Annotated in this window: 22 protein-coding genes and 3 pseudogenes; 9 read left to right on the top strand and 16 right to left on the bottom strand. The window is 70.3% G+C overall.

Going from position 1 to position 20348, the window contains the following annotated elements; translation table 11 throughout:
* Positions 1-198: 198 nt before the first annotated feature.
* Entirely contained in the window at positions 199-1503 is a 1305-nt protein-coding gene (locus tag QF035_RS46915; RefSeq protein WP_307528229.1) for a DUF6986 family protein, read from the bottom strand.
* Positions 1504-1886: 383 nt separating this feature from the next.
* Here QF035_RS46915 and QF035_RS46910 point away from each other — a divergent pair, with 383 nt between their 5' ends.
* A complete protein-coding gene (locus tag QF035_RS46910) occupies positions 1887-2798 on the top strand; it encodes an endonuclease/exonuclease/phosphatase family protein (RefSeq protein ID WP_307528227.1) in 912 nt (303 codons plus the stop codon).
* Between the two features lie 87 nt (positions 2799-2885).
* Here QF035_RS46910 and QF035_RS46905 read toward each other — a convergent pair whose 3' ends face one another.
* From QF035_RS46905 to QF035_RS46890, 4 genes are all read right to left on the bottom strand, one after another.
* Entirely contained in the window at positions 2886-3848 is a 963-nt protein-coding gene (locus QF035_RS46905) for an electron transfer flavoprotein subunit alpha/FixB family protein (protein ID WP_307528225.1), read from the bottom strand.
* A gap of 102 nt (positions 3849-3950) precedes the next feature.
* Positions 3951-4745: an electron transfer flavoprotein subunit beta/FixA family protein gene (locus QF035_RS46900; protein ID WP_307528223.1), complete on the bottom strand. Its 795-nt coding sequence runs from the start codon at positions 4743-4745 to the stop codon at positions 3951-3953.
* 243 nt (positions 4746-4988) lie between these two features.
* Complete coding sequence (locus QF035_RS46895; protein ID WP_307528221.1) at positions 4989-5513, bottom strand: flavin reductase family protein; 525 nt, start codon at positions 5511-5513, stop codon at positions 4989-4991.
* Between the two features lie 232 nt (positions 5514-5745).
* On the bottom strand, positions 5746-6168 hold the full coding sequence (locus tag QF035_RS46890) for a TlpA family protein disulfide reductase (RefSeq protein WP_307531896.1): 423 nt from the start codon (positions 6166-6168) through the stop codon (positions 5746-5748).
* Between the two features lie 75 nt (positions 6169-6243).
* Between QF035_RS46890 and QF035_RS46885 the strand changes: the two genes are divergently transcribed.
* Both QF035_RS46885 and QF035_RS46880 read left to right on the top strand, forming a co-directional pair.
* Positions 6244-6660, top strand: a complete 417-nt coding sequence (locus tag QF035_RS46885; RefSeq protein ID WP_307528220.1) for a DUF4395 domain-containing protein — start codon at positions 6244-6246, stop codon at positions 6658-6660.
* Positions 6661-6849: 189 nt separating this feature from the next.
* Positions 6850-7578 (top strand): lysophospholipid acyltransferase family protein, encoded by a 729-nt coding sequence (locus QF035_RS46880; RefSeq protein WP_189842202.1) that lies wholly within the window; start codon positions 6850-6852, stop codon positions 7576-7578.
* A 21-nt stretch (positions 7579-7599) separates the two neighbouring features.
* Here QF035_RS46880 and QF035_RS46875 read toward each other — a convergent pair whose 3' ends face one another.
* From QF035_RS46875 to QF035_RS46855, 5 genes are all read right to left on the bottom strand, one after another.
* Positions 7600-8292 (bottom strand): B3/B4 domain-containing protein, encoded by a 693-nt coding sequence (locus QF035_RS46875; protein ID WP_307528218.1) that lies wholly within the window; start codon positions 8290-8292, stop codon positions 7600-7602.
* A 22-nt stretch (positions 8293-8314) separates the two neighbouring features.
* Complete coding sequence (locus QF035_RS46870) at positions 8315-8908, bottom strand: transglutaminase domain-containing protein (RefSeq protein WP_307528215.1); 594 nt, start codon at positions 8906-8908, stop codon at positions 8315-8317.
* Between the two features lie 83 nt (positions 8909-8991).
* Complete coding sequence (locus QF035_RS46865) at positions 8992-10062, bottom strand: threonine aldolase family protein (RefSeq protein ID WP_307528213.1); 1071 nt, start codon at positions 10060-10062, stop codon at positions 8992-8994.
* On the bottom strand, positions 10059-10814 hold the full coding sequence (locus QF035_RS46860) for an SDR family oxidoreductase (protein ID WP_307528211.1): 756 nt from the start codon (positions 10812-10814) through the stop codon (positions 10059-10061). The genes QF035_RS46865 and QF035_RS46860 overlap by 4 nt, the downstream gene beginning before the upstream one ends.
* Before the next feature lie 38 nt (positions 10815-10852).
* Positions 10853-12250: a DUF6421 family protein gene (locus QF035_RS46855; RefSeq protein WP_307528209.1), complete on the bottom strand. Its 1398-nt coding sequence runs from the start codon at positions 12248-12250 to the stop codon at positions 10853-10855.
* 378 nt (positions 12251-12628) lie between these two features.
* Between QF035_RS46855 and QF035_RS46850 the strand changes: the two genes are divergently transcribed.
* The gene (locus QF035_RS46850; RefSeq protein ID WP_189842207.1) at positions 12629-13312 is read left to right on the top strand and encodes a glycerophosphodiester phosphodiesterase; all 684 of its coding nucleotides are present in this window, start codon (positions 12629-12631) and stop codon (positions 13310-13312) included.
* Positions 13313-13353: 41 nt separating this feature from the next.
* On the opposite strand, the gene QF035_RS46845 is transcribed toward QF035_RS46850, so the two are convergent.
* Complete coding sequence (locus QF035_RS46845) at positions 13354-13893, bottom strand: GNAT family N-acetyltransferase (RefSeq protein ID WP_307528206.1); 540 nt, start codon at positions 13891-13893, stop codon at positions 13354-13356.
* Positions 13894-13965: 72 nt separating this feature from the next.
* Between QF035_RS46845 and QF035_RS46840 the strand changes: the two genes are divergently transcribed.
* Positions 13966-14352, top strand: a complete 387-nt coding sequence (locus QF035_RS46840) for a VOC family protein (protein ID WP_307528204.1) — start codon at positions 13966-13968, stop codon at positions 14350-14352.
* 97 nt (positions 14353-14449) lie between these two features.
* Here QF035_RS46840 and QF035_RS46835 read toward each other — a convergent pair whose 3' ends face one another.
* Both QF035_RS46835 and QF035_RS46830 read right to left on the bottom strand, forming a co-directional pair.
* Entirely contained in the window at positions 14450-14821 is a 372-nt protein-coding gene (locus QF035_RS46835) for a VOC family protein (RefSeq protein WP_307528202.1), read from the bottom strand.
* A 65-nt stretch (positions 14822-14886) separates the two neighbouring features.
* Positions 14887-15852, bottom strand: coding sequence for an LLM class F420-dependent oxidoreductase (locus QF035_RS46830; protein WP_307528200.1), 966 nt, complete (start codon positions 15850-15852; stop codon positions 14887-14889).
* Positions 15853-15960: 108 nt separating this feature from the next.
* Between QF035_RS46830 and QF035_RS46825 the strand changes: the two genes are divergently transcribed.
* Together QF035_RS46825 and QF035_RS46820 are read left to right on the top strand one after the other, a co-directional pair.
* Complete coding sequence (locus QF035_RS46825) at positions 15961-16203, top strand: DUF7218 family protein (RefSeq protein ID WP_307528199.1); 243 nt, start codon at positions 15961-15963, stop codon at positions 16201-16203.
* 174 nt (positions 16204-16377) lie between these two features.
* Positions 16378-17385 carry an SMP-30/gluconolactonase/LRE family protein gene (locus QF035_RS46820; RefSeq protein WP_307528197.1) on the top strand — a complete coding sequence of 336 codons (1008 nt, stop codon included), beginning with the start codon at positions 16378-16380 and terminating at the stop codon, positions 17383-17385.
* A 76-nt stretch (positions 17386-17461) separates the two neighbouring features.
* On the opposite strand, the gene QF035_RS46815 is transcribed toward QF035_RS46820, so the two are convergent.
* Positions 17462-17824 (bottom strand): DUF6479 family protein, encoded by a 363-nt coding sequence (locus tag QF035_RS46815; RefSeq protein WP_307528195.1) that lies wholly within the window; start codon positions 17822-17824, stop codon positions 17462-17464.
* 93 nt (positions 17825-17917) lie between these two features.
* On the opposite strand from QF035_RS46815, the gene QF035_RS46810 reads away from it, so the two are divergent.
* On the top strand, positions 17918-18994 hold the full coding sequence (locus tag QF035_RS46810; protein ID WP_307528193.1) for a Ppx/GppA phosphatase family protein: 1077 nt from the start codon (positions 17918-17920) through the stop codon (positions 18992-18994).
* Positions 18995-19165: 171 nt separating this feature from the next.
* Here QF035_RS46810 and QF035_RS55985 read toward each other — a convergent pair.
* Positions 19166-19318: pseudogene (locus tag QF035_RS55985) on the bottom strand (cellulose binding domain-containing protein); the annotation flags it as partial.
* Between QF035_RS55985 and QF035_RS46805 the strand changes: the two are divergent.
* Positions 19308-19733, top strand: a pseudogene (locus QF035_RS46805) (substrate-binding domain-containing protein); the annotation flags it as partial. The pseudogenes QF035_RS55985 and QF035_RS46805 overlap by 11 nt on opposite strands.
* On the opposite strand, the pseudogene QF035_RS46800 reads toward QF035_RS46805, so the two are convergent.
* A pseudogene (locus QF035_RS46800) lies at positions 19728-20331 on the bottom strand (N-acetyltransferase); the annotation flags it as partial. The pseudogenes QF035_RS46805 and QF035_RS46800 sit on opposite strands and share 6 nt — an antisense overlap.
* Positions 20332-20348 lie beyond the last annotated feature (17 nt).

The following is a 20348-nucleotide window of genomic DNA, read 5'->3' as shown; positions in this document are numbered from 1 at the left end:
CCCGTTCCTGAGTCACACCAATGAGTGGCGTCCAGAGTACGGGGCGGAAGTGACAGTGGGGGCGGGGGCGCTGTCGCTGTGACCTGGTCGCTACGTGCGGGGTGCCACCGGTGTGCGGGGGCTACCGGTCGTCGTGGTGCCGCGGGCCGTCTGTGGCTTGTCGCGCAGTTCCCCGCGCCCCTGGCGGGGCGGGGGGCCCTACGGAGTCGAGATTGTCAGGTCCGCTCGCCTCGGGCTTGCGAAAGCCTCCAGGTCGGCGCGGGTCAGGCCCGCCGCTCGGGCCACCTCGGCGATGTCGAGGGCGCCGCAGTCCAGGCCGCGCAGGAGGTAGCCGCTGAGGGCCTTGGCGGTGGCCGGCTCGTCCATGACGTCGCCGCCGGCGTGGTTGGCGTACCGGGCGAGACGCCCCGCGGCCTGCTCGAAGCCCTCCCGGTAGAACGCGAACACGGCCGCGTAACGCGTGGGGATGTGGCCGGGGTGCATGTCCCAGCCCTGGTAGTAGGCGCGGGCGAGCGCGCGGCGGGTGAGGCCGAAGTGCAGCCGCCAGGCGTCGTGGACCTTCGGCGTCGGGCCGACCGGCAGGACGTTCGTGGAGCCGTCCGAGACACGGACGCCGGTGCCCGCGGCCGCGACCTGCATGATCGCCTTGGCGTGGTCGGCGGCCGGATGGTCGCTGGCCTGATAGGCGGCGGAGACGCCGAGGCAGGCGCTGTAGTCGAAGGTGCCGTAGTGCAGGCCCGTGGCCCGCCCCTCCGCCGCCTGGATCATGCGGGCGACGGTCGCGGTGCCGTCGGTGGCGAGGATGGACTGGCTGGTCTCGATCTGGATCTCGAAGCCGATCCGGCCCTGCTCCAGGCCGCGTGCCTTCTCGAACTCCTCAAGGAGCCGCACCATGGCCGTGACCTGCTCGGCATAGGTCACCTTGGGGAGGGTCAGCACCAGCCCGTCGGGCAGGCCGCCCGCCTCCATCAGGCCGGTCAGGAAGATGTCGAGCGTGCGGATGCCCCGGTCACGGACCGGCGCCTCCATGCACTTCATGCGGATGCCCATGTACGGGGCCGCCGTGCCGGTCTCGTACGCCTCCGACACCAGCCGTGCCGCGCGGGCCGCCGCCTCGTCCTCCTCGGCGTCCGGGCGCGGGCCGTAGCCGTCCTCGAAGTCGACGCGGAGGTCCTCGACGGGCTCGCGCTCCAGCTTGGCGCGTACGCGGTCGTACACGGGCGCGGCGAGGTCGTCGGACAGGCCGAGGACCGCGGCGAAGGAGGCGGCGTCGGGCGCGTGTTCGTCGAGGGCCGCGAGGGCCTGGTCGCCCCAGGAGCGGATGGTGTCGGCGGCGAAGACGTCACCGGGGACGTACACGGTGTGGACGGGCTGGCGGGTGCCGGGGTCGCCGGGGTAGCGGCGCTCCAACTCGGCGTCGACCGGGGCGAGGGAGGCGCTGATCTCCTCGCTGACCGCGCCCGCGAGGCTCGTCGCCACCTTCTCGTGCTGGCCCTGACCCATTCCACACCCTCCTGTTTTCCGCTTCACGGAATCAAATATCCGTAGAGCGAAGTTATCCGCGGACCTTCCCGCCGGTCAACACCCTCCGGACTCCCGGGTCACCCCCAGGGCTCCCGCCCCGACCGCATCGGATACCCTGCCGGGCCACGTCCGTATTCCTTCCCTGGTCGTCGCCGGATCCCTTCCCCGGCGGCCCGGGACTCGCACCGCGGCCGCCCCTGAATTCCCTCGGGGCCGCCCTCGGGACTTCCTTCGGGGTCCACCCCGGGATCTCGACATGTTCACGCCCAGCTTCGAAACTGCGATGCGCACGACTCGCCGCCATCCGCAGCAGAACCGGTGTCCCTCACAGGAACCGGCCTCCGCCAGAGAAGGAGCCACCCGTGCCCCATCGCAGTCGAGTCACGCGTCGCCTGGGTCTCAAGACCGCTCTCGCAGCGGCGGTCACGCTGCCTCTGTCCAGTACAGCACTGTCGACCTCACCCGCCTCCGCGTCGAACCGAATATCGCGGAGCCGCCGACTGGAGGTCATGTCGTTCAACCTGCGTTACGCGAGCACCGCCGAACCCAACAGCTGGACCGTCCGCCGCCCCGTGATGCGCGAACTGCTGCGCCAGGAGCAGCCGCACGTCATGGGCGTCCAGGAGGGCCTCTACCAGCAGGTGCGCGACATCGAGGCCGACCTCGGACCGCACTACGACTGGATCGGCACGGGCCGCGCGGGCGGCAGCCGCGACGAGTTCATGGCGGTCTACTACGACACCCGCAGACTCGCCCCGGTCGAGTACGACCACTTCTGGCTCTCCGACACCCCCAACGTGATCGGCTCGAACACCTGGGGCGGCGGGTCCATACGCATGGTGACCTGGGTCCGCTTCCGCGATCTGGGCGACGGCGAGCGGCAGTTCTACGTCCTCAACACCCACCTCGACAACGCGAGCCAGAACGCACGCGCGCGTGCGGCGTCCCTGATCACCTCACGGATCGCCGGTCTCGACCGGACCCTGCCGCTCCTGGTGACCGGCGACTTCAACATCGCCGCCCACCAGAACCCGGTCTACGACACGATGCTGGCGGCCGGACTCACCGACACGTGGGACACCGCGGCCGAGCGGAGCACGCTGTACGCCACCTTCCACGGCTACCAGCCCCTGATCCCGGGCGGCGACCGCATCGACTGGATACTCGCCACGCCCGGCGTGACCGCCCACCGGGCGTCGATCAACACCTTCTCCGTGGGGGGACAGTTCCCGAGCGACCATCTGCCCGTACAGGCGTCGCTGACCCTGGCATGAGACGAGGCCCCGGAGACCGTGACGGTCTCCGGGGCCTCGTAGGTCACGGGGTACCCGCGAAACACCTGCGGGGCACCTGTGAGGCGATCAGCCCTTTCGGGTGTTGATCTCCTCGGTGAGCTGCGGGACGACCTCGAAGAGGTCGCCGACCACGCCGTAGTCGACCAGGTCGAAGATCGGCGCCTCGGCGTCCTTGTTGACCGCCACGATCGTCTTCGAGGTCTGCATGCCGGCGCGGTGCTGGATCGCGCCGGAGATGCCGGAGGCGATGTACAGCTGCGGGGAGACCGACTTGCCGGTCTGGCCGACCTGGTTGGTGTGCGGGTACCAGCCGGCGTCCACCGCGGCACGCGAGGCGCCGACGGCCGCGCCGAGCGAGTCGGCGAGGGCCTCGATGATCGAGAAGTTCTCGGCGCCGTTGACACCGCGGCCACCGGAGACCACGATCGCGGCCTCGGTCAGCTCGGGGCGGCCCGTCGACTCGCGCGGGGTGCGGCCGGTGACCTTGGTGCCCGTCGCCTTGGCCGAGAAGGAGACCGCGAGGGCCTCGACGGCGCCGGCGGCCGGGGCGGCCTCCACGGCGGCCGAGTTCGGCTTGACCGTGATGACCGGGGTGCCCTTGGAGATGCGGGACTTGGTGGTGAAGGAGGCGGCGAACGCGGACTGCGTGGCCACCGGGCCCTCGTCGCCGGCCTCCAGGTCGACGGCGTCGGTGATGATGCCCGAGCCGATACGGACCGCGAGACGGGCGGCGATCTCCTTGCCCTCGGCGGAGGACGGCACGAGCACGGCGGCCGGGGAGACGGCCTCGTACGCGGCCTGCAGCGCGTCCACCTTCGGGACGACCAGGTAGTCGGCGTACTGGGCGGCGTCGTGCGTGAGGACCTTGACCGCGCCGTGCTCGGCGAGCGCGGCGGCGGTGTCGGCGGCGCCGGGGCCCAGCGCGACGGCGACGGGCTCGCCGATGCGGCGGGCCAGCGTCAGCAGCTCAAGGGTGGGCTTGCGGACGGCACCGTCCACGTGGTCGACGTAGACGAGAACTTCAGCCATGGGAATGCTCTCCTGCTTGCGAAAGATGAGGGGCGGTCGGCGAACAGAGGTTCAGCGAGCCTCGAACGGGCCCTAGATGAACTTCTGGCCCGCGAGGCTGCATCAGACGAATTTGCGCTCCGCGAGAAAGGCGGCGAGCTGCTTGCCGCCCTCGCCCTCGTCCTTGACGATCGTGCCGGCGGTGCGAGCCGGGCGCTCGGTGGCGGAGTCGACCTTGGTCCAGGAGCCTTCGAGACCGACCTCGTCCGTCTCGATCTCCAGGTCCTCCAGGTCCCAGGACTGCACCGGCTTCTTCTTGGCGGCCATGATGCCCTTGAAGGACGGGTAACGCGCCTCGCCCGACTGGTCGGTGACCGACACGACGGCCGGCAGGGAGGCCTCGAGCTGCTCGGAGGCGGTGTCGCCGTCGCGGCGGCCCTTGACCGTACCGTTGGGGCCACCCTCGACTGAGACCTCGGAGAGCAGCGTGACCTGCGGAACACCCAGACGCTCGGCGAGCAGCGCCGGGACGACACCGGCGGTGCCGTCGGTGGACGCCATGCCGGAGATCACCAGGTCGTAGCCGGCCTTCTCGATGGCCTTGGCCAGCACGAGCGACGTACCGATGATGTCCGTGCCGTGCAGGTCGTCGTCCTCGACGTGGATCGCCTTGTCGGCGCCCATGGACAGCGCCTTGCGCAGGGCGTCCTTGGCGTCCTCGGGGCCGACGGTCAGCACGGTGATCTCCGCGTCGTCCGCCTCGTCGGCGATCTGCAGGGCCTGCTCGACCGCGTACTCGTCGAGCTCCGACAGCAGGCCGTCCACGTCGTCACGGTCGACGGTCAGGTCATCGGCGAAGTGCCGGTCGCCAGTGGCGTCGGGCACGTACTTCACGGTGACAACGATCCTCAAGCTCACGCCGGCTCTCCTACTGCATCGTCTTTTCTGGGCTGCCTGCTTATGGGCAGCATAGGCGCCTGAAGCGGCCGTTCCCGGTGGGGGCGACCCGCGCTCCGAGCGAAATATTACTCGCCAGTACGCACATCTACGCTCCCGCAGGTGGTTCCATCTAAGCAAGCGCTTTGAACTGTGACCTTCGCAACGCAGCGTAATCGGAACTCGACGCTCACGCAGGCGAGGTGGGCCGTACGGCCCGACGCGTCATTCCCGCAGCCCCTTGAAGTCGCCCTGGTGGTACAGGAGTGGGCGGCCCGCGCCGGCGGGGTCCCCGAGGACCACCTCGGCCAGCACGATGCGGTGGTCTCCGGCCGGCACGCGGGCGACGACCCGGCAGACGAGCCAGGCGAGGACGTCGTCGAGTACGGGAACGCCCTCGGGGCCCTCCCGCCAGGCGGTCGGCGCGCCGAAGCGGTCGGCGCCGCTGCGGGCGAAGGTGGCCGCCAGCTCGCGCTGGTGCTCGCCGAGTATGTGGACGCCGACGTGGTCCCTCTCGGCGATCGCCGGCCAGCTGGAGGCGCCGGTGCCGACACCGAAGGAGACCAGCGGGGGTTCGGCGGACACCGAGGTGAGCGAGGTGGCGGTGAAGCCCACCGGACCCTCGTCGCCCTGGGCCGTGATCACGGCGACTCCGGCCGCGTGCCGACGGAAGACGGAACGCAGGAGGTCCGGGGAGGCGAGTTCGGGAGAGGTGAGTCGAGGGGTTCCGAGATCGGGCGTGGCCGTCATGGAGTTGTCCTTCTGCGGGAGGCGACGAGCAGGTCCTGGGCTGGTCAACAGCCCGGACAGTGCGCGCTCGCGCAGCGGCCGGGAGCCGCGGTCCGAGGGCGTTCGCGCTCGACGAGAAGGAGTTCCAGGGGCATACGGTCAGGCTGACGATAGGTGGTGCGTGCAGTCAAGTGCGTCCCGGCATATGGGAGATGCGTCACCGGTGCCCTCCAGCCTCATGCAGCTTCACAGGTCAGGGTGTTCCGACCGCCTCACCGAGCGCGGCGATCACGTCCGCCTTGCGCGGCTGCCCCGTCGCGCGCCGGACCACGCGTCCGTCCGCGTCGAGGACGAGCACGGTCGGCGTCTTGAGGATGTCGAGTTCCCGTACGAGGTCGAGGTGGTTCTCGGCGTCGATCTCGACGTGCGCCACGCCCGGAACCAGTTCGGCGACCTCGCCGAGGACCCTGCGGGTCGCCCTACAGGGTGCGCAGAAGGCGCTGGAGAACTGGACGAGTGTGGCTCGCTCACCGAGGTCCCCGCCCAACTCGGCCGCGCCCAGCCGTTTTCCGCCGTCCCGCCCGCGCACTCTGACTCTCCCGCTCCGCCGTCGGTTCAGCACTCCGAAGGCGCTCGCCGCCACGAGCACCACCACGCACACCACGATTCCGGCCATCTCCGCCTTCAGCATTCACGAGACTGCAAAGATTCCCGTGGCGGCGAATCGTTTTTCATGCGGAATGCTTGATTCATGGACATCGATGCAAGAGGGCCGCGTTTCGGAGCGGCCGTGACGACCGTCGTACTGGCGGTCGTACTGATCACCGGCAGCGCCTGGCTGCTGGCCTGGCAGACGCTGGCGTTCGCGCTCGGCGCCGCCGGTGGCGTGGCGCGTTCCCCGTACGGCTGGCTGTTCCGCAAGGCGGTGCGTCCCCGGATCGGGCCGCCGACGGAGTTCGAGGCGCCGGAGCCGCCGCGGTTCGCGCAGGCGGTCGGTTTCGCGTTCGCGGCGCTGGGGTTGATCGGCTTCGGAGTGGGGCCCGAGTGGCTGGGACTCGCGGCGACCGGGGCGGCGCTCGCGGCGGCGTTTCTGAACGCGGCGTTCGGGTACTGCCTCGGTTGCGAGATGTACCTGCTCGTACGTCGGCTCACGGTTCGCGCAGAGTAAAGGCGGCTTAAAACTCCGAGGTGGATCAAGGGGTGACGTGACGAGGATCTCGCCCTTGCGCGGCACGAGGACTGGCCACTCGTCCGTTCTTGGGGCACGATCTGCGCAATGCCGTAAACCTACGGCAGCGTAACTTCCCGCCGGGAGCCGCCTTCCCAGGCAGACCAGAGAGAAGGGTCCACTCCGTCCATGGCTGAGCTTGCCTACCGTCCCGCCATCGGTCTCGCCCAGACGTTGTTCAAGGCCTGGGACCTGAAGATCGACCTCAAGGGAACGGAGAACATCCCGCGCTCCGGCGGTGCGGTGCTGGTGAGCAACCACATCAGCTATCTCGACTTCATCTTCGACGGTCTGGCCGCCCTTCCGCAGAAGCGCCTGGTCCGCTTCATGGCGAAGGAGTCGGTGTTCCGGCACAAGATCTCCGGCCCGCTGATGCGCAACATGAAGCACATCCCGGTGGACCGCAAGAACGGCGAGGTGGCGTACGCCCACGCGCTCGACTCGCTGCGCTCCGGCGAGATCGTCGGCGTCTTCCCCGAGGCCACGATCTCCCAGTCGTTCACGCTGAAGAGCTTCAAGTCGGGTGCCGCGCGCATGGCCCAGGAGGCCGGCGTCCCGCTGATCCCAATGGCGGTGTGGGGCACGCAGCGGCTGTGGACCAAGGGGCACCCGCGCCACTTCAAGCGCAGCCACATCCCGATCACCATCCGCGTCGGCGAGGCCATAGAGGCCTCGCGCGACAAGTACGCGGGCGCGATCACCCGCCAGTTGCGCGAGCGTGTGCAGGAGCTGCTGGAAGCCGCGCAGCGCGCATACCCCGTACGCCCCAAGGGCCCGAACGACACCTGGTGGATGCCGGCCCACCTCGGCGGCACGGCCCCGACCCCCGAAGAGGTCAAGGCCGCCGAGGCCCGCTGAGCGACCACTCGCGCCGGGCCGCTACCGAGGCGCTTGGACGGTGATCCGCGCCCCTGGGCTGAACTTCTCCAGCAGTTCGGCGAGTTCGGCCCCCGCCGCCTCGACGTCGGCCACCGGCATGGGTGTGAGGCTCTCCAGGAGGAAGACCGCCGAGGTCGACTCCTCGGTGAGGCGGGTGCGCGGGCCCTGGCGCCAGTTCCAGCGGCGGCAGGTCACGCCCCTCTCGTCGCACCACACCACCTCGCCGGCGTCGGGGTGTTCGACGGTCTCCTCCCCCGCCGTGACGGTCACGAAGTCCTCGTCGCCCGTGGCGCGCACGAGACGCATCCCGCCCTGGATCCGGTCGAGGTCCTCCCCGCCGACCGGGACGAGATGGGCGACGCTGATCGCGTTGTAGAGGTCGACCAGCACGTTGATCCGGGGCAGCCCGGCGTCCGAGAGGGCCCTCTTCGCCAGCGCCTCCGCCGAGTTGCGCGTACGCGAGGGCTTGGAGCCGAACGCCGTGTAGACCTCGCGCCAGGCGGCCATGTGCGGGTCCTCGTGCGGGGCGCGCCCGGCGAGGCGGGCGGCGAGTCGGCGGGCCGCGTCGTCGAGGAGTTCCGAGGTGCCGTCCGTACTGGGCCCGTTGACGAGTCCGTACGCCTCGACGGTGAGGTGAGTGAAACCGGGCGCGAGGGCGCGCACCTCGTCGGACACGGTGAGCGGGAGGGTCATCTTCTGCCTTGTCTGCCTTGCCTCAGAGTGCGGTGGGGAGGTTCTTCCACAGGTGCGGCCGGTCGGGGGCTGCCTTGAGGGCGCTCAGGACGACCGGATGCGGTTCAGCGTACAGTACTGGGTAGTCCACCTCATTGGACTGCGCATCGACGGGGAAGGCCAGCCGTTCGCCGTCGAGCGAGAACCGGGCGTCCACGCCCGGCTTGTTGCCGCGACAGTCCTGCCGATGCCAGGCCCCGTTGAACCGCACGGCGACCAGGCCGTGCACGACATGCCCGCTTCCGTCGTCATGGAGAAGCGACTGGTAGCAGAAGGCGGTGGGGATGTCCTCGGCCCGCAGGAGCGCGGCGAGCGCGTGCGCCTTGGCGTGACAGATGCCGGTGCGCAGTTCCAGGACGTCGGAGGCGCGCCAGGTGACGCGCAGATCGCCCGAGTCCTGGGAGTGCGGGACGGTGTCGCGCACGAACTCGTACGCGGCGCGCGCATACTCATACGAGTCCGCCACCCCCTCGGCGAGACGCGCAGCCGTCTCCCGTACGAGCGGATGATGGTGGTCGACCACCTCGTCAGCGGCCAAGTATGCGGACAGGTCGCGGGTGTTCTGGATCAGCTCCATGCCCGCAGAGCATAGGAATGCGATCACCCAAGAGTCAATGACTTTTCGGGTGACCGCATATCTATGCAATCGATGCTGGGTTGCTAGCGGGCCATTTCCTCCTTGAGCGCCGCCACGAAACCGTCGACGTCGTCCTCAGTCGTGTCGAAGGCGCACATCCAGCGGACGTCGCCCGCGGCCTCGTCCCAGAAGTAGAAGCGGTAGCGCTTCTGCAGGCGCTCGCTCACGTCGTGGGGCAGCCGGGCGAAGACGGCATTGGCCTGCACGGGGTGGAGGATCTCGACGCCGTGCACCGCGCGCACGCCCTCGGCGAGGCGCTGGGCCATCTCGTTCGCGTGGCGGGCGTTGCTCAGCCACAGGTCCTTGGCGAGCAGCGCCTCCAACTGCACCGAGACGAAGCGCATCTTGGACGCGAGCTGCATCGACAGCTTGCGCAGGTGCTTCATGTGGCTGACGGCGTCGCGGTTGAGGACGACGACGGCCTCGCCGAACAGCGCGCCGTTCTTCGTACCGCCGAAGGAGAGGACGTCCACGCCGACCGCGTTGGTGAACGCCCGCATGGGGACGTCCAGCGAGGCGGCCGCGTTGGCTATCCGCGCGCCGTCGAGGTGCACCTTCATGCCGTGCGCGTGGGCGTGCTCGCAGATCGCGCGGACCTCGTCGGGCGTGTAGACAGTGCCCAGTTCGGTGTTCTGGGTGATCGACACGACCTGCGGCATCGCACGGTGCTCGTCGTCCCAGCCGTACGCCTGCCGGTCGATCAGCTCGGGAGTCAGCTTGCCCTCGGGCGTGGGCACCGTGAGCAGCTTGAGCCCGCCCATACGCTCGGGGGCGCCGCCCTCGTCGACGTTGATGTGTGCGCTCTCCGCGCAGATCACCGCGCCCCAGCGGTCCGTGAGCGCCTGGAGCGCCACGACGTTCGCGCCGGTGCCGTTGAAGACGGGGAACGCCTCGGCACTCGCGCCGAAGTGGCCCCGGATCACCTGCTGGAGGTGGTCGGTGTAGTCGTCCTCGCCGTACGCGATCTGGTGCCCGCCGTTGGCCAGGGCCAGGGCGGCGAGCACCTCGGGGTGGGCCCCCGCGTAGTTGTCGCTGGCGAATCCGCGGATCTCCGGGTCGTGACGCCGCCGGGCGTCGGTCTTCGGAGGGTTCACGGCTTCTCGGTCAGCCACAGACGCTTTCCGTTCACTTCGGAGGCGGGCCGCTCCCAGACGCCGGTGATGGCCTCGGCCAGCTCCTTGACGTCCGTGAAGCCCGCGAACTTCGCGTTCGGGCGCTCGGCGCGCATCGCGTCGTGCACCAACGCCTTCACCACCAGGATGGCAGCCGCGGACGTCGCCCCGTCCGCGCCCTCGGAGACTCCTGCCTTGCGGAAGAAATCGGCCATGGCCAGCGTCCATGCCTCGGCCGCGGCCTTGGCGGCGGAGTAGGCGGCGTTGCCCGCGGTGGGCTTGCTGGCACCGGCGGCGCTGATCAGGACGTACCGGCCGCGGTCGCTGCGCTGCAGCGCCTCGTGGAAGGCGAGGGAGGTGTGCTGCACGGTTCGGATGAGCAGCATCTCCAGCAGGTCCCAGTCGTCCAGGACCGTCTTGGTGAAGGTCTCGCTGCCGCGCCAGCCGCCCACGAGGTGGACCAGGCCGTCGACCCGCCCGAAGTCCTTCTCGATGCGGGCGGCCCAGTCGTGGCTGGACTGCAGGTCGAGCAGGTCGACCGTGTCGCCGACGACCGTGGAGCCGCCGTGCGCGTACCGGGCCGCGTCCACCGCCTCCGCGAGCCGCTCGGGATCGTTGTCCGCGCCGACGACGGTCGCACCCGCCTCGGCGAGCCGCAGAAGCGCCGCCCGGCCCGCGGGTCCACCCGCGCCGGCCACCGCGATCACCGCACCGCTGAGAGCCCCATTCCCCATGATCCTCGCCTCCTGAGCAGTGTTTTTGGCGCGGTCGCTCACGCGGCCACCCGCTCGGCACTCTCCGCCGTGATGCCCTTCGTGGAGGCGATCACGTTCTTCAGCTTCTTGGAGAGGGCCTCATAGAACATGCTCAGGGGAAACTCGTCCGGAAGCACGTCGTCCACGAGCTTTCGCGGCGGCTGGTTCAGATCGAGGGCGTCCGGGCCCTTGGCCCAGCGGGATCCCGGGTGCGGGGCGAGGTACTGGGACACCATGTCGTACGCGGCGAACCAGTGGACCAGCTTCGGACGGTCGATGCCGTCGCGGTACAGCTTCTCGATCTCGGCGCACAGCTGGTTGGTGACCTGCGGGGCGCGCTGCCAGTCGATGTGCAGCTTGTTGTCGGTCCAGCGGACGACGTCGTGCTTGTGCAGGTAGGCGAAGAGAAGCTGGCCGCCGAGCCCGTCGTAGTTGCGGACGCGGTCGCCGGTCACGGGGAAGCGGAACATGCGGTCGAACAGCACCGCGTACTGCACGTCACGGCCCTGCGGGAAGCCGTCCGCCTCCAGCTTCACGGCCTCCTTGAAGGCGGTGAGGTCGCAGCGCAGCTCCTCCAGGCCGTACATCCAGAACGGCTGGCGCTGCTTGATCATGAAGGGGTCGAAGGGCAGGTCGCCGTGGCTGTGGGTGCGGTCGTGGACCATGTCCCACAGGACGAAGGCCTGCTCGCAGCGCGCTTGGTCGCCGACCATCTCGCGGATGTCGTCGGGCAGTTCCAGGCCGAGCGTGTCGACGGCGGCCTCGGTGACCTTGCGGAAGCGGGCGGCCTCGCGGTCGCAGAAGATGCCGCCCCAGCTGAACCGCTCGGGAGCCTCGCGCACGGCGATGGTCTCCGGGAAGAGGACGGCCGAGTTGGTGTCGTATCCGGCCGTGAAGTCCTCGAAGGTGATGCCGCAGAACAACGGGTTGTCGTAGCGGGTGCGCTCAAGATCGGCCAGCCACTGGGGCCAGACCATGCGCAGGACGACCGCTTCGAAGTTGCGGTTCGGATTGCCGTTCTGCGTGTACATCGGGAAGACGACCAGGTGCTGGAGCCCGTCCTCGCGGTGCGCGGCGGGCTGGAAGGCCAGCAGGGAGTCGAGGAAGTCGGGGACCTGGAAGCCGCCCTCGGCCCAGCGGTGCAGGTCCTTGACCAGCGCCTCGTGGTAGGCGACGTCGTGCGGAAGGAGCGGGGAGAGCTCCTCGACCGCGTCGATGACACGGCGCACGGCGAGACCGGCGTCGGCCTGATCAGGGGCGCCCTCGGCTTCGAAGTCGACCGAACCGTCCTTGGACTGCCATGGCCGGATCCGCTCCACAGCATCCTTGAGCACGGGCCAGGCCGGGTGCTCCACCACCCTGTCCCGGGGAGGAGCCTGCTCCTCCGTACCCACCTGCACAAGAATTTCCGTCATGACCCATCCTCCACGGGAGAACCTCGCGTATGGACACCGTATGCGTGCAGGGTTCTCCGCCACAAGTGCAGACTCGGGAGATTATCCTGCCTCTCCCTGCCTTCACCGCTCTTTTTCCTGCCGGACGCCACGGGGACGACTACTTCCGCCGATCGCTGGGTAGCCGTCGGAGTTCGGTCAACCCACCCGGGACTCGCCCACGCAGGAGTGAGGCGGGAGGGGCCCGGCGCGGCCTGTTCTCGCCGCTGGAAGGCCTCATTCCCCGCCGCCGGAGCGGGTTCAACGCCGGGCCGGGCCATTAGGCTGCGGCCTTGCCGCGTGGGCACGGGACCGCAGCACGTGGCAGCCGAGCCGCCGTCGACGGAAGCGGAGTCAGCCTTGAACTTTCTCACCATCGGGCACCGCGGAATCATGGGTGTCGAGCCCGAGAACACCCTCCGCTCCTTCATCGCCGCCCAGCAGGCCGGCCTGGACCTGATCGAACTCGATCTGCATCTGAGCAAGGACGGCGCGCTCGTCGTCATGCACGACGCCGACGTGGACCGTACGACCGACGGTTCGGGGCCGATCGCCGAGAAGACCCTCGCCGAGCTGCGGGTGCTCGACGCGGGCCGCGGTGAGCGCATCCCGGTCTTCGAGGAGGTACTGGACGCCGTCACGGCTCCTCTGCAGGCCGAGATCAAGGACGTGGCCGCGGCCCGGGCGCTGGCGGAGGTCATGAACCGGCGCGATCTGGTCGGCAGGGTCGAGGTTCTGTCGTTCCACGACGAGGCCATCGCCGAGATCGCGCGGCTCGTCCCCGGCGTCCGCACGGCGCTGGTCGCCAGCCGCTATGGCATCGATGTCGTCGAGCGGGCGACCGCGGTCGGCGCCACGAGTCTCGTCCTGAACATCCGGCGGCTGACCCTGGAGGTCGTGGAGCGGGCGCGCAAGGCGGACCTGCGGATCATCGGCTGGGTCGTGAACACCCAGGACCATCTGCGCCTCGTACGCGCCCTGGAGCTGGACGGCGCGACCACCGACTATCCGGAGATCAAGCGCACCGGCCGCTTCACCGCGTAACGGCCGGGCCGCACGGCGTAACGATTATGCGAGCAGCTTGACTATGTGAGCGGCTTCACCAGGAGCTCGAACTGCAGGTCGTCGCGCTGCGGGATGCCGAAGCGCTCGTCGCCGTACGGGAAAGGGGTCATCTTTCCCGTACGGCGATAGCCGCGCCGCTCGTACCAGGCGATGAGGTCCTCGCGTGCGGAGATCACCGTCATGTGCATCTCCTTGACGCTCCAGGTCTCGCGGGCGAACCGCTCCGCCTCGGCGATGATCACCTTGCCGAGGCCGGCGCCCTGGAGCGTGGGACTGACCGCGAACATGCCGAAGTAGGCGTGGTCGCCGCGGTGTTCGAGCTGGCAGCAGGCGACCACCGTGCCGTCGCGCTCGACGGTCAGCAGGCGGCTGTCGGGAGACTTGATGACCGCGCGCACGCCTTCCGGGTCGGTCCGCTGGCCCTCCAGGATGTCCGCCTCGGTCGTCCACCCCGTGCGGCTGGAGTCTCCCCGGTAGGCCGACTCGATCAGCACGACCAGGGCGTCCACGTCGGCGTCGGTGGCATCGCGGAACGTCAGTCCGGTGGCGGCGGTGTCCATGGAGCGGTTCTCCGATTCTCGGGCGCGGCTCGGGCACCGCTGAGCGTAACCCCCCTACTAGGCTCCGGGCGCATGGTGCATGTACTGAGCAGCCGGACCTTGCTCCGCCCCACCGACCCCGAGCGTTCCCGTGCCTTCTACGGCGAGAAGCTGGGCCTGCCCGTCTACCGCGAGTTCGGTACGGGTCCCGAGCGCGGCACGGTCTACTTCCTGGGCGGCGGCTTCCTGGAGGTCGCGGGCCGCTCCGAGGAACCCCCCTCCCCCGCCGTCAAGTTGTGGCTCCAGGTCGCGGACGCCGCAGCGGCCTACGAGGAACTCGTGGCCGCGGGCGTCGAGGTGCGCCGGCCGCCGGTGAAGGAGCCGTGGGGGCTGATCGAGATGTGGCTCACGGATCCGGACGGCACGGAGATCGTGGTGGTGGAGGTACCGGCGGACCATCCGCTGCGGTACCGGCCCTGAGCGGAGGCACTGCGCGGACGGTCCTCGGCGGACGGCCCTGGGCGACGGCTCCTGCGGGCCCCCTGGAGAGCAGCGCGAACGCCCGTCGCGCTTCCGGTCAGTCCCAGCACAGGCAGAACGGGTGGCCGGCCGGGTCCGCGTACACGCGCCATCCGCGGGTGCCGCCCTTGTCGTCCAGGTCGAGCGGGGTGGCGCCCAGGGCCAGCAGCTGCGGCTCGGCCGCTTCGATGTCCTGCACGGTGAAGTCCAGGTGCAGCTGCTGGGAGTTCTCGTCGGCGCGCGGCCAGTCCGGCGGGCGGTGGTCCGGGACCCGCTGGAAGGAGATGCGGTGACCGCCGGGCACGTGGAGGTCGTACCAGTCGTCGTCGTACTGCTTGACCTCACCGCCGAGCACGCCCGCGTAGAACTCCGCGAGGGCGGGTGGGTCCGGGCAGTCCAGGGCTACGAGGGTGTACGTGGCGATGGCCATGATCTTCCCTTCGGTCGGCCGCCGAGAGGTCCCTTCGGAGGCCTGAGAGACCCCTCAGAGGTCCTTCACAGGTCCTTCAGTGCGGGGAGCAGTTTCTTCTCGGCCCAGTCCAGGAAGGGGAGTTGGTGGTCACCGCCGATCTGGACCAGGGCTGTCTCGGTGAAGCCGGCGGTGACGTAGGGGCGTACGGCCTCGACGAAGGTGTCGACGTCGTCGCCGCACGGGATCGACTCCGCGACGTCCTCGGGCCGGATGTGCCGGGTGGCCGTGTCGAAGCCCGTCGGGCCGGGCAGTTCGGAGTTGACCGGCCAGCCGCCGAGCGACCAGCGGAACTGTTCGTGGGCCCGCCGGACCGCGGCGTCCCTGTCGGGGTCGTAGCAGACGGGCAGTTGGCCGACCTTGGGCCTGCCGCTGCCGCCGTGCCGTTCGAAGGAGTCGACCAGTTCGGCCTTCGGCTCGGTGGCGATCACGAGGTCGGCCAGCCGGCCGGCGAGGGCGCAGGAGCGTTCGCCCGAGACGGCGATGCCGATCGGGGTCGGTTCGTCCGGCAGGTCGAAGAGCCGGGCGTTCTCCACGTCGAAGTGCGGGCCGTGGTGGTTGACGTTCTTGCCGTCGAAGAGCGCACGGATGATCTCCACAGCCTCTTCCAGCATCTCCAGGCGTACGTGCGCGGCGGGCCAGCCGCCGCCCACCACATGCTCGTTGAGGTTCTCGCCGGAGCCGAGTCCGAGCCGGAAGCGGCCCTCGGCCAGCAGTTGCGTGGTGGCGGCCTTCTGGGCGACGACCGCAGGGTGGTAGCGGGTCGTCGGACAGGTCACGTACGTCATGAGGGGGATCGTGGAGGTGGCCTGCGCCGCGGCGCCGAGGACGCTCCACGCGTACGGGGCGTGCCCCTGCTCCTCCAGCCAGGGGAAGTAGTGGTCGGACGTGACGGAGAAGTCGAATCCGGCCTGTTCGGCGGCCACCACGTGTTGTACCAGGTCACGGGGGCCCGCCTGCTCGGTCATCATCGTGTATCCGATGTGGGTCATGTGTTCCGAGTGGCCGGTCGGGGGTACCCGAAACGTGCCCGCAGGGCGGCGCCACCAGTGGCCGCCCCGCGATGCTCCAGTCCCCGGACAAGTGGAGGAAGGGAACCCATGCCCAGGCCGCAGATCAAGGACGAGAGCACCTACCAGGCGCTGCGCCGCGAGGGCGCGGGCAAGGAGAAGGCGGCCCGGATCGCCAACAGTCCGAAGTCCTCCTCGCGCAAGGGCGGCAGGAGCGGCTCGTACGAGGACCGGTCGAAGCAGGATCTGTACGAGCAGGCGAGGAAGGTCGGTGTCGAGGGCCGCTCGTCGATGTCGAAGGACGAGCTGATCAAGGCTTTGCGGAACCGCTGACTGCCGGACGGCCGAACTACCCCTGCCCCTGCCCCTGCCCCTGCCCAGACTCCGGCGAGACCGGCGGCGAGCGCGTGATTCCGTGGTCCTCGGGCCGATGCACGAGGGAGCACGGACGAGGACGCATGGACGCGCCGAGGAGTTTTGGCGCCTTATACGGGCAGAACGCTCCTCATGACACCGCGACTCTCCGTGACAGCCCGCACCGCGGGGCCCGGCGTCCTGCCGCCCCTTCGTCCGATCCCCCTCGGTGGCACGGGTCCCGAGGATGTCGTCGTCGACCGTGAAGGCCGCGTGATCACGGGCGTGGCCGACGGCCGCATCCTCCGCGTCCGGCCGCGCGGTCCCGCCCGTGTGGTGCAGATCGCCCGGACGGGAGGGCGCCCACTGGGACTCGAAGTCCTGCGGGACGGGCGGCTGTTGGTGTGCGACGCGGAGCGCGGACTGCTGCGGGTCACGCCGGAGGCCGACTCGGGGTCGGGGACCGGGTCCGCAGGGAGGGTCGAGGTTCTGGTCGACCGTGTGGCGGGTGAGCCGTTGCGGTTCTGCAGCAACGCGGCCGCGGCGGCGGACGGCACCGTGTACTTCACGGCCTCCAGCAGGCGCTTCGGGGTTCAGGAGTGGCTCGGCGACCTGATGGAGCGGACGGCGACAGGACGGCTGCTGCGGCTCCCGCCCGGCGGTGGCGAGCCCGAGGTCCTGCTGGACGGCCTGGACTTCGCCAACGGAGTCGTGCTGGCCGAGGACGAGTCCTGGGTCGCCGTGGCCGAGACCGGTGCGTACCGTCTCACCCGGCTGTGGCTGTCCGGCCCGCGGGCCGGACAGCGCGACACCCTGGTCGAGAACCTCCCCGGATTCCCGGACAACCTGTCCCGTGGCGCGGACGGCACGGTGTGGGTCGCGCTGGCGAGCCCGCGGCAGCGGCCCCTCGACTGGCTGCGTCGTACGCCCGCGGGCGTACGACGGGCGGCGTGGCGAGCGGCCCGGCCCCTGCCGATCCGCCCTCTCCCCGTCGCCCGTGTGCTGGGCATCGGCCCGGGCGGTCGCATCCGTCACGACCTCAGGCGTCGCAGGGCGGGCTACCGGATGGTGACCAGCGTGTACGAGCACGACGGCATGCTGATCATGGGCAGCCTGCTGGAGAAGGGGATCGTCGTGTGCGACCTGCCGGGGCGGGCGTGAGGGCGCTGCAACGGAACCTGGCGCCACAGGGCCCGTACGCCCCAGTGCCAGATCCCCTCGGCGGTGGCCGGTCCCGTCAGTGGTGGCCGAGCCCGCCGCTGCCGAAGCCGCCGCTGCTGTTGCGGCCCCAGATCGGTCGTGTCTGGTCCTTGGCGCGGCGCGAGGACACGTTGCCGTGCAGTTCGTGCGGGGTGAGGACCCTGCCGTTGTGCGGCATCTCGTCGGGCTCGCGCATTTCGCTGATCTCGTGGACCGCGCCACCTGCGGGCAGATGGGGGTGGTCCTCGGGGCGCGGTGGACCGGGTTCCCGGGCGCGCACCCGCATCCCCCACCACACCGCGACGATCAGCATCGCCGTGATCAGAAGTCCCACCACGAAGGGTGCCGAACCGGCCACGACTTCGTGGGGAATGGCTATCTCCCTGCCGAAGCTGTCCATAAAGGCATAGTACCCACCCATAACGACCCAAACAGAGCCCCGTCGGCGTTCCCTCGACGGTGTGCCGAGGGCCGCCAAGGGTACGGAGAGGGGATGCGTATGGGTGTACTGGACGTCGGCTCGAACACGGTAAGACTCGTCATCGCGGAAACAGATGGAGCCGTTCCGCTCCCCGTGCACACGGCCAAGCGCCGGCTGAGGCTCTCCGACCATGTCGAGCGGGGCGGTCACCTGCCGGAGGAACAGGTGAACCGGCTGGTGGAGGCGGTGGCGGAGGCCAGGGTGGAAGGCAGGCGGTGGGGGGTGACCCAGCCCTTCGCCTTCGCCACGGCGATCGTGCGGGACGCCCCGAACCGCCCCGAGATCCTGGAGCGGGTCACCGCGGAGGCGGGAGTGCCACTGCATGTCCTGCCCGGCGAGGTCGAGGCGGAGCTGACCTTCCTGGCGGCGCGGCGCTGGATGGGCTGGCGCGCGGGGCCGCTGGCCATGCTGGACATCGGGGGCGGCACGCTGGAGGTGGCGTTCGGCCGGAGCAAACTGCCGGACTTCGCGATCTCGCTGCCGCTGGGGGCCGGCCGCCTGACCCGCGAGTTCTTCCGCGGCCAGGACCCGCCGTCACTTCGCCGGGCCAAGCTGCTCCGCCGGCACGTACGCCACCAGCTGCGTGACGTCGCGGCCCGTATCCGCTGGGAGGCACCGCGTACGACGGTCGCCACCTCGCGCACGCTCCAGCAGCTGGGCCGGCTGTGCGGCGCGGCCCCCGGCCGGTCGGGGCCCTTCACCCCGCGCGGCATCACCCGTACCGACCTCCGCGTGGCCGTCGAGCGGCTGGCGGTGCTGCCCGCCGCCGATCGCGCCCTCCTGCCGGGCATCTCCCCCGCACGGGCCGGTCAGTCCCTGGCCGGGGCTATCGTCACGCACACCACGATGAAGCTGATGGGCATCGAAGAGATGACCCTCTGCCCCTGGGCGCTGCGCGAAGGGGTCCTGCTGCGCTGTATCGAGGACGGCAATGCCGACTGGTGGGACGGAACGGCCCCCAGCCTCCGCGATCAGGAGGCCGTACCGCCGCGGGTGCTCCGCCCTGTCGGAGGAGTGGACGCGAGCGCTGCGGTGTCCGCCACCGCGTCCTCCGCTCAACTCCCCAGCAGGTCGGGGCAGTTCACCTGATGCCGGGCGCCGGCGGGCAGGTCCCGTCGGCACCCGGTGCGCCAGGGCTGGGCACCCCCGCCCCCTAGGACACCGTGCAGGCCGTTCCGTTGAGGGTGAAGGCGGTGGGATCGGTGTTGCCGCCGGACAGGAGCCGTTGAAGCCGAAGGTGACCGACGCACTGGGCGCGATCGCGGCGTTGTAGGTGGCGTCGGCCGCGGAGACCGCGGAACCCGACTGGGTGACGGTGGCGTTCCAGGCCTGCGTCACGCTCTGCCCGGCGGACCAACTCCACGCCAGGGTCCAGCCGTTGACGGCGGCGATGCTCGTGTTCCTGGTGGTCACCTCCGTCCTGGAACCGGTGCTGCACGAGGAGCTGCGTCGCCTCGGCGTACCCCTCGTGGTGATCGACCCGGCGGGCTCACCCGCGATGGACGTGCCGACGGTCGGGGCGACGAACTGGGCGGGCGGGATGGCCGCCGCCGAGCACCTGCTGCGGCTCGGCCATCGCAGGATCGGGTTCGTCGCGGGTCCGCCCCGGCTGCTCTGTTCCCGGGCCCGCCTCGACGGCTACCGCGCGGCCCTGGACCGTGCGGGGATCGCCGTCGACGCGTCGCTGATCGTGCCCGGCGACTTCTACCAGGAGTCCGGCTTCACCGGCTGCAACGCCCTCCTCGGCCTCGCCGAACCGCCCACGGCGCTCTTCGCCGCGAGCGACCAGATGGCGATGGGCGCGGTCGAGGCCCTGCGGCGACACGGAGACTCCGGGCAGGGGCGTGAGCGACGGCAGGTCGGCCACGTCGGCGTTCAGGATGACCTCGGTGTCGCTCGTGTGCCGGAAGCCGGCCCTTTCGTAGGCGGCACGGATGTGCGGCCAGGGCCGTGGCAGTCCGTAGACGACGGGTGCGGGCAGGGATCCGTCGGCGTATCGGAGGCGGACGTTCCAGCGGGCCAGCTGGGCCAGGCAGGCAGCCATCAGCAGATCGGAGGCCTGGTCGGAGTCCGGCCAGAAGGAGGCGGGCGGATGACAGACGAACCAGTCGATCGCGCCGGCGTCCCGGAAGCTCTCGCCGACCTCGGTGTCGGCGCGGTAGCGCAGGAGATGCGCGCCGGCCACCACGTACCGGCGCTGCTCGGCGACGAGCGTGATCCGCTCGGCCACCCACGGGTCGGTGATGAACTCGTCCGGCTGCCGTGTCATACCGCTGAGCACGGCGTTCACGGAGACGGAGACACCGGGGACGACAGCGGCGGGGGCCCCCGCTCGAGCGAAGTCGAGAGTGGGGGAGCGCGTTGACGAGTTCGGTGAGCTGGTCGCGGTCGTCGCGGTGGAAGGGGCGCACCGTGAGCGCGGGCATGCGGAGACCTCCGGATC

The organism is Streptomyces umbrinus (genome assembly GCF_030817415.1).
GTDB classification, from domain to species: Bacteria; Actinomycetota; Actinomycetes; order Streptomycetales; family Streptomycetaceae; genus Streptomyces; species Streptomyces umbrinus_A.
The sequence above is the reverse complement of the archived record's forward strand: the minus strand, read 5'-3'. Positions and strand labels throughout refer to the sequence as shown.

What these genes read in the sequence shown, in the direction of transcription:
- QF035_RS46880 (WP_189842202.1), top strand. Translation starts at nt 6,850, where the DNA reads ATGGCTGAGCTTGCCTACCGTCCCGCCATCGGTCTCGCCCAGACGTTG.
- QF035_RS46895 (WP_307528221.1), bottom strand. Translation starts at nt 5,513, where the DNA reads ATGACGGCCACGCCCGATCTCGGAACCCCTCGACTCACCTCTCCCGAA.
- QF035_RS46875 (WP_307528218.1), bottom strand. Translation starts at nt 8,292, where the DNA reads ATGACCCTCCCGCTCACCGTGTCCGACGAGGTGCGCGCCCTCGCGCCC.
- QF035_RS46860 (WP_307528211.1), bottom strand. Translation starts at nt 10,814, where the DNA reads ATGGGGAATGGGGCTCTCAGCGGTGCGGTGATCGCGGTGGCCGGCGCG.
- QF035_RS46820 (WP_307528197.1), top strand. Translation starts at nt 16,378, where the DNA reads ATGACACCGCGACTCTCCGTGACAGCCCGCACCGCGGGGCCCGGCGTC.
- QF035_RS46815 (WP_307528195.1), bottom strand. Translation starts at nt 17,824, where the DNA reads ATGGACAGCTTCGGCAGGGAGATAGCCATTCCCCACGAAGTCGTGGCC.
- QF035_RS46915 (WP_307528229.1), bottom strand. Translation starts at nt 1,503, where the DNA reads ATGGGTCAGGGCCAGCACGAGAAGGTGGCGACGAGCCTCGCGGGCGCG.
- QF035_RS46830 (WP_307528200.1), bottom strand. Translation starts at nt 15,852, where the DNA reads ATGACCCACATCGGATACACGATGATGACCGAGCAGGCGGGCCCCCGT.
- QF035_RS46845 (WP_307528206.1), bottom strand. Translation starts at nt 13,893, where the DNA reads ATGGACACCGCCGCCACCGGACTGACGTTCCGCGATGCCACCGACGCC.
- QF035_RS46810 (WP_307528193.1), top strand. Translation starts at nt 17,918, where the DNA reads ATGCGTATGGGTGTACTGGACGTCGGCTCGAACACGGTAAGACTCGTC.
- QF035_RS46885 (WP_307528220.1), top strand. Translation starts at nt 6,244, where the DNA reads ATGGACATCGATGCAAGAGGGCCGCGTTTCGGAGCGGCCGTGACGACC.
- QF035_RS46840 (WP_307528204.1), top strand. Translation starts at nt 13,966, where the DNA reads ATGGTGCATGTACTGAGCAGCCGGACCTTGCTCCGCCCCACCGACCCC.
- QF035_RS46855 (WP_307528209.1), bottom strand. Translation starts at nt 12,250, where the DNA reads ATGACGGAAATTCTTGTGCAGGTGGGTACGGAGGAGCAGGCTCCTCCC.
- QF035_RS46835 (WP_307528202.1), bottom strand. Translation starts at nt 14,821, where the DNA reads ATGGCCATCGCCACGTACACCCTCGTAGCCCTGGACTGCCCGGACCCA.
- QF035_RS46890 (WP_307531896.1), bottom strand. Translation starts at nt 6,168, where the DNA reads ATGGCCGGAATCGTGGTGTGCGTGGTGGTGCTCGTGGCGGCGAGCGCC.
- QF035_RS46870 (WP_307528215.1), bottom strand. Translation starts at nt 8,908, where the DNA reads ATGGAGCTGATCCAGAACACCCGCGACCTGTCCGCATACTTGGCCGCT.
- QF035_RS46825 (WP_307528199.1), top strand. Translation starts at nt 15,961, where the DNA reads ATGCCCAGGCCGCAGATCAAGGACGAGAGCACCTACCAGGCGCTGCGC.
- QF035_RS46905 (WP_307528225.1), bottom strand. Translation starts at nt 3,848, where the DNA reads ATGGCTGAAGTTCTCGTCTACGTCGACCACGTGGACGGTGCCGTCCGC.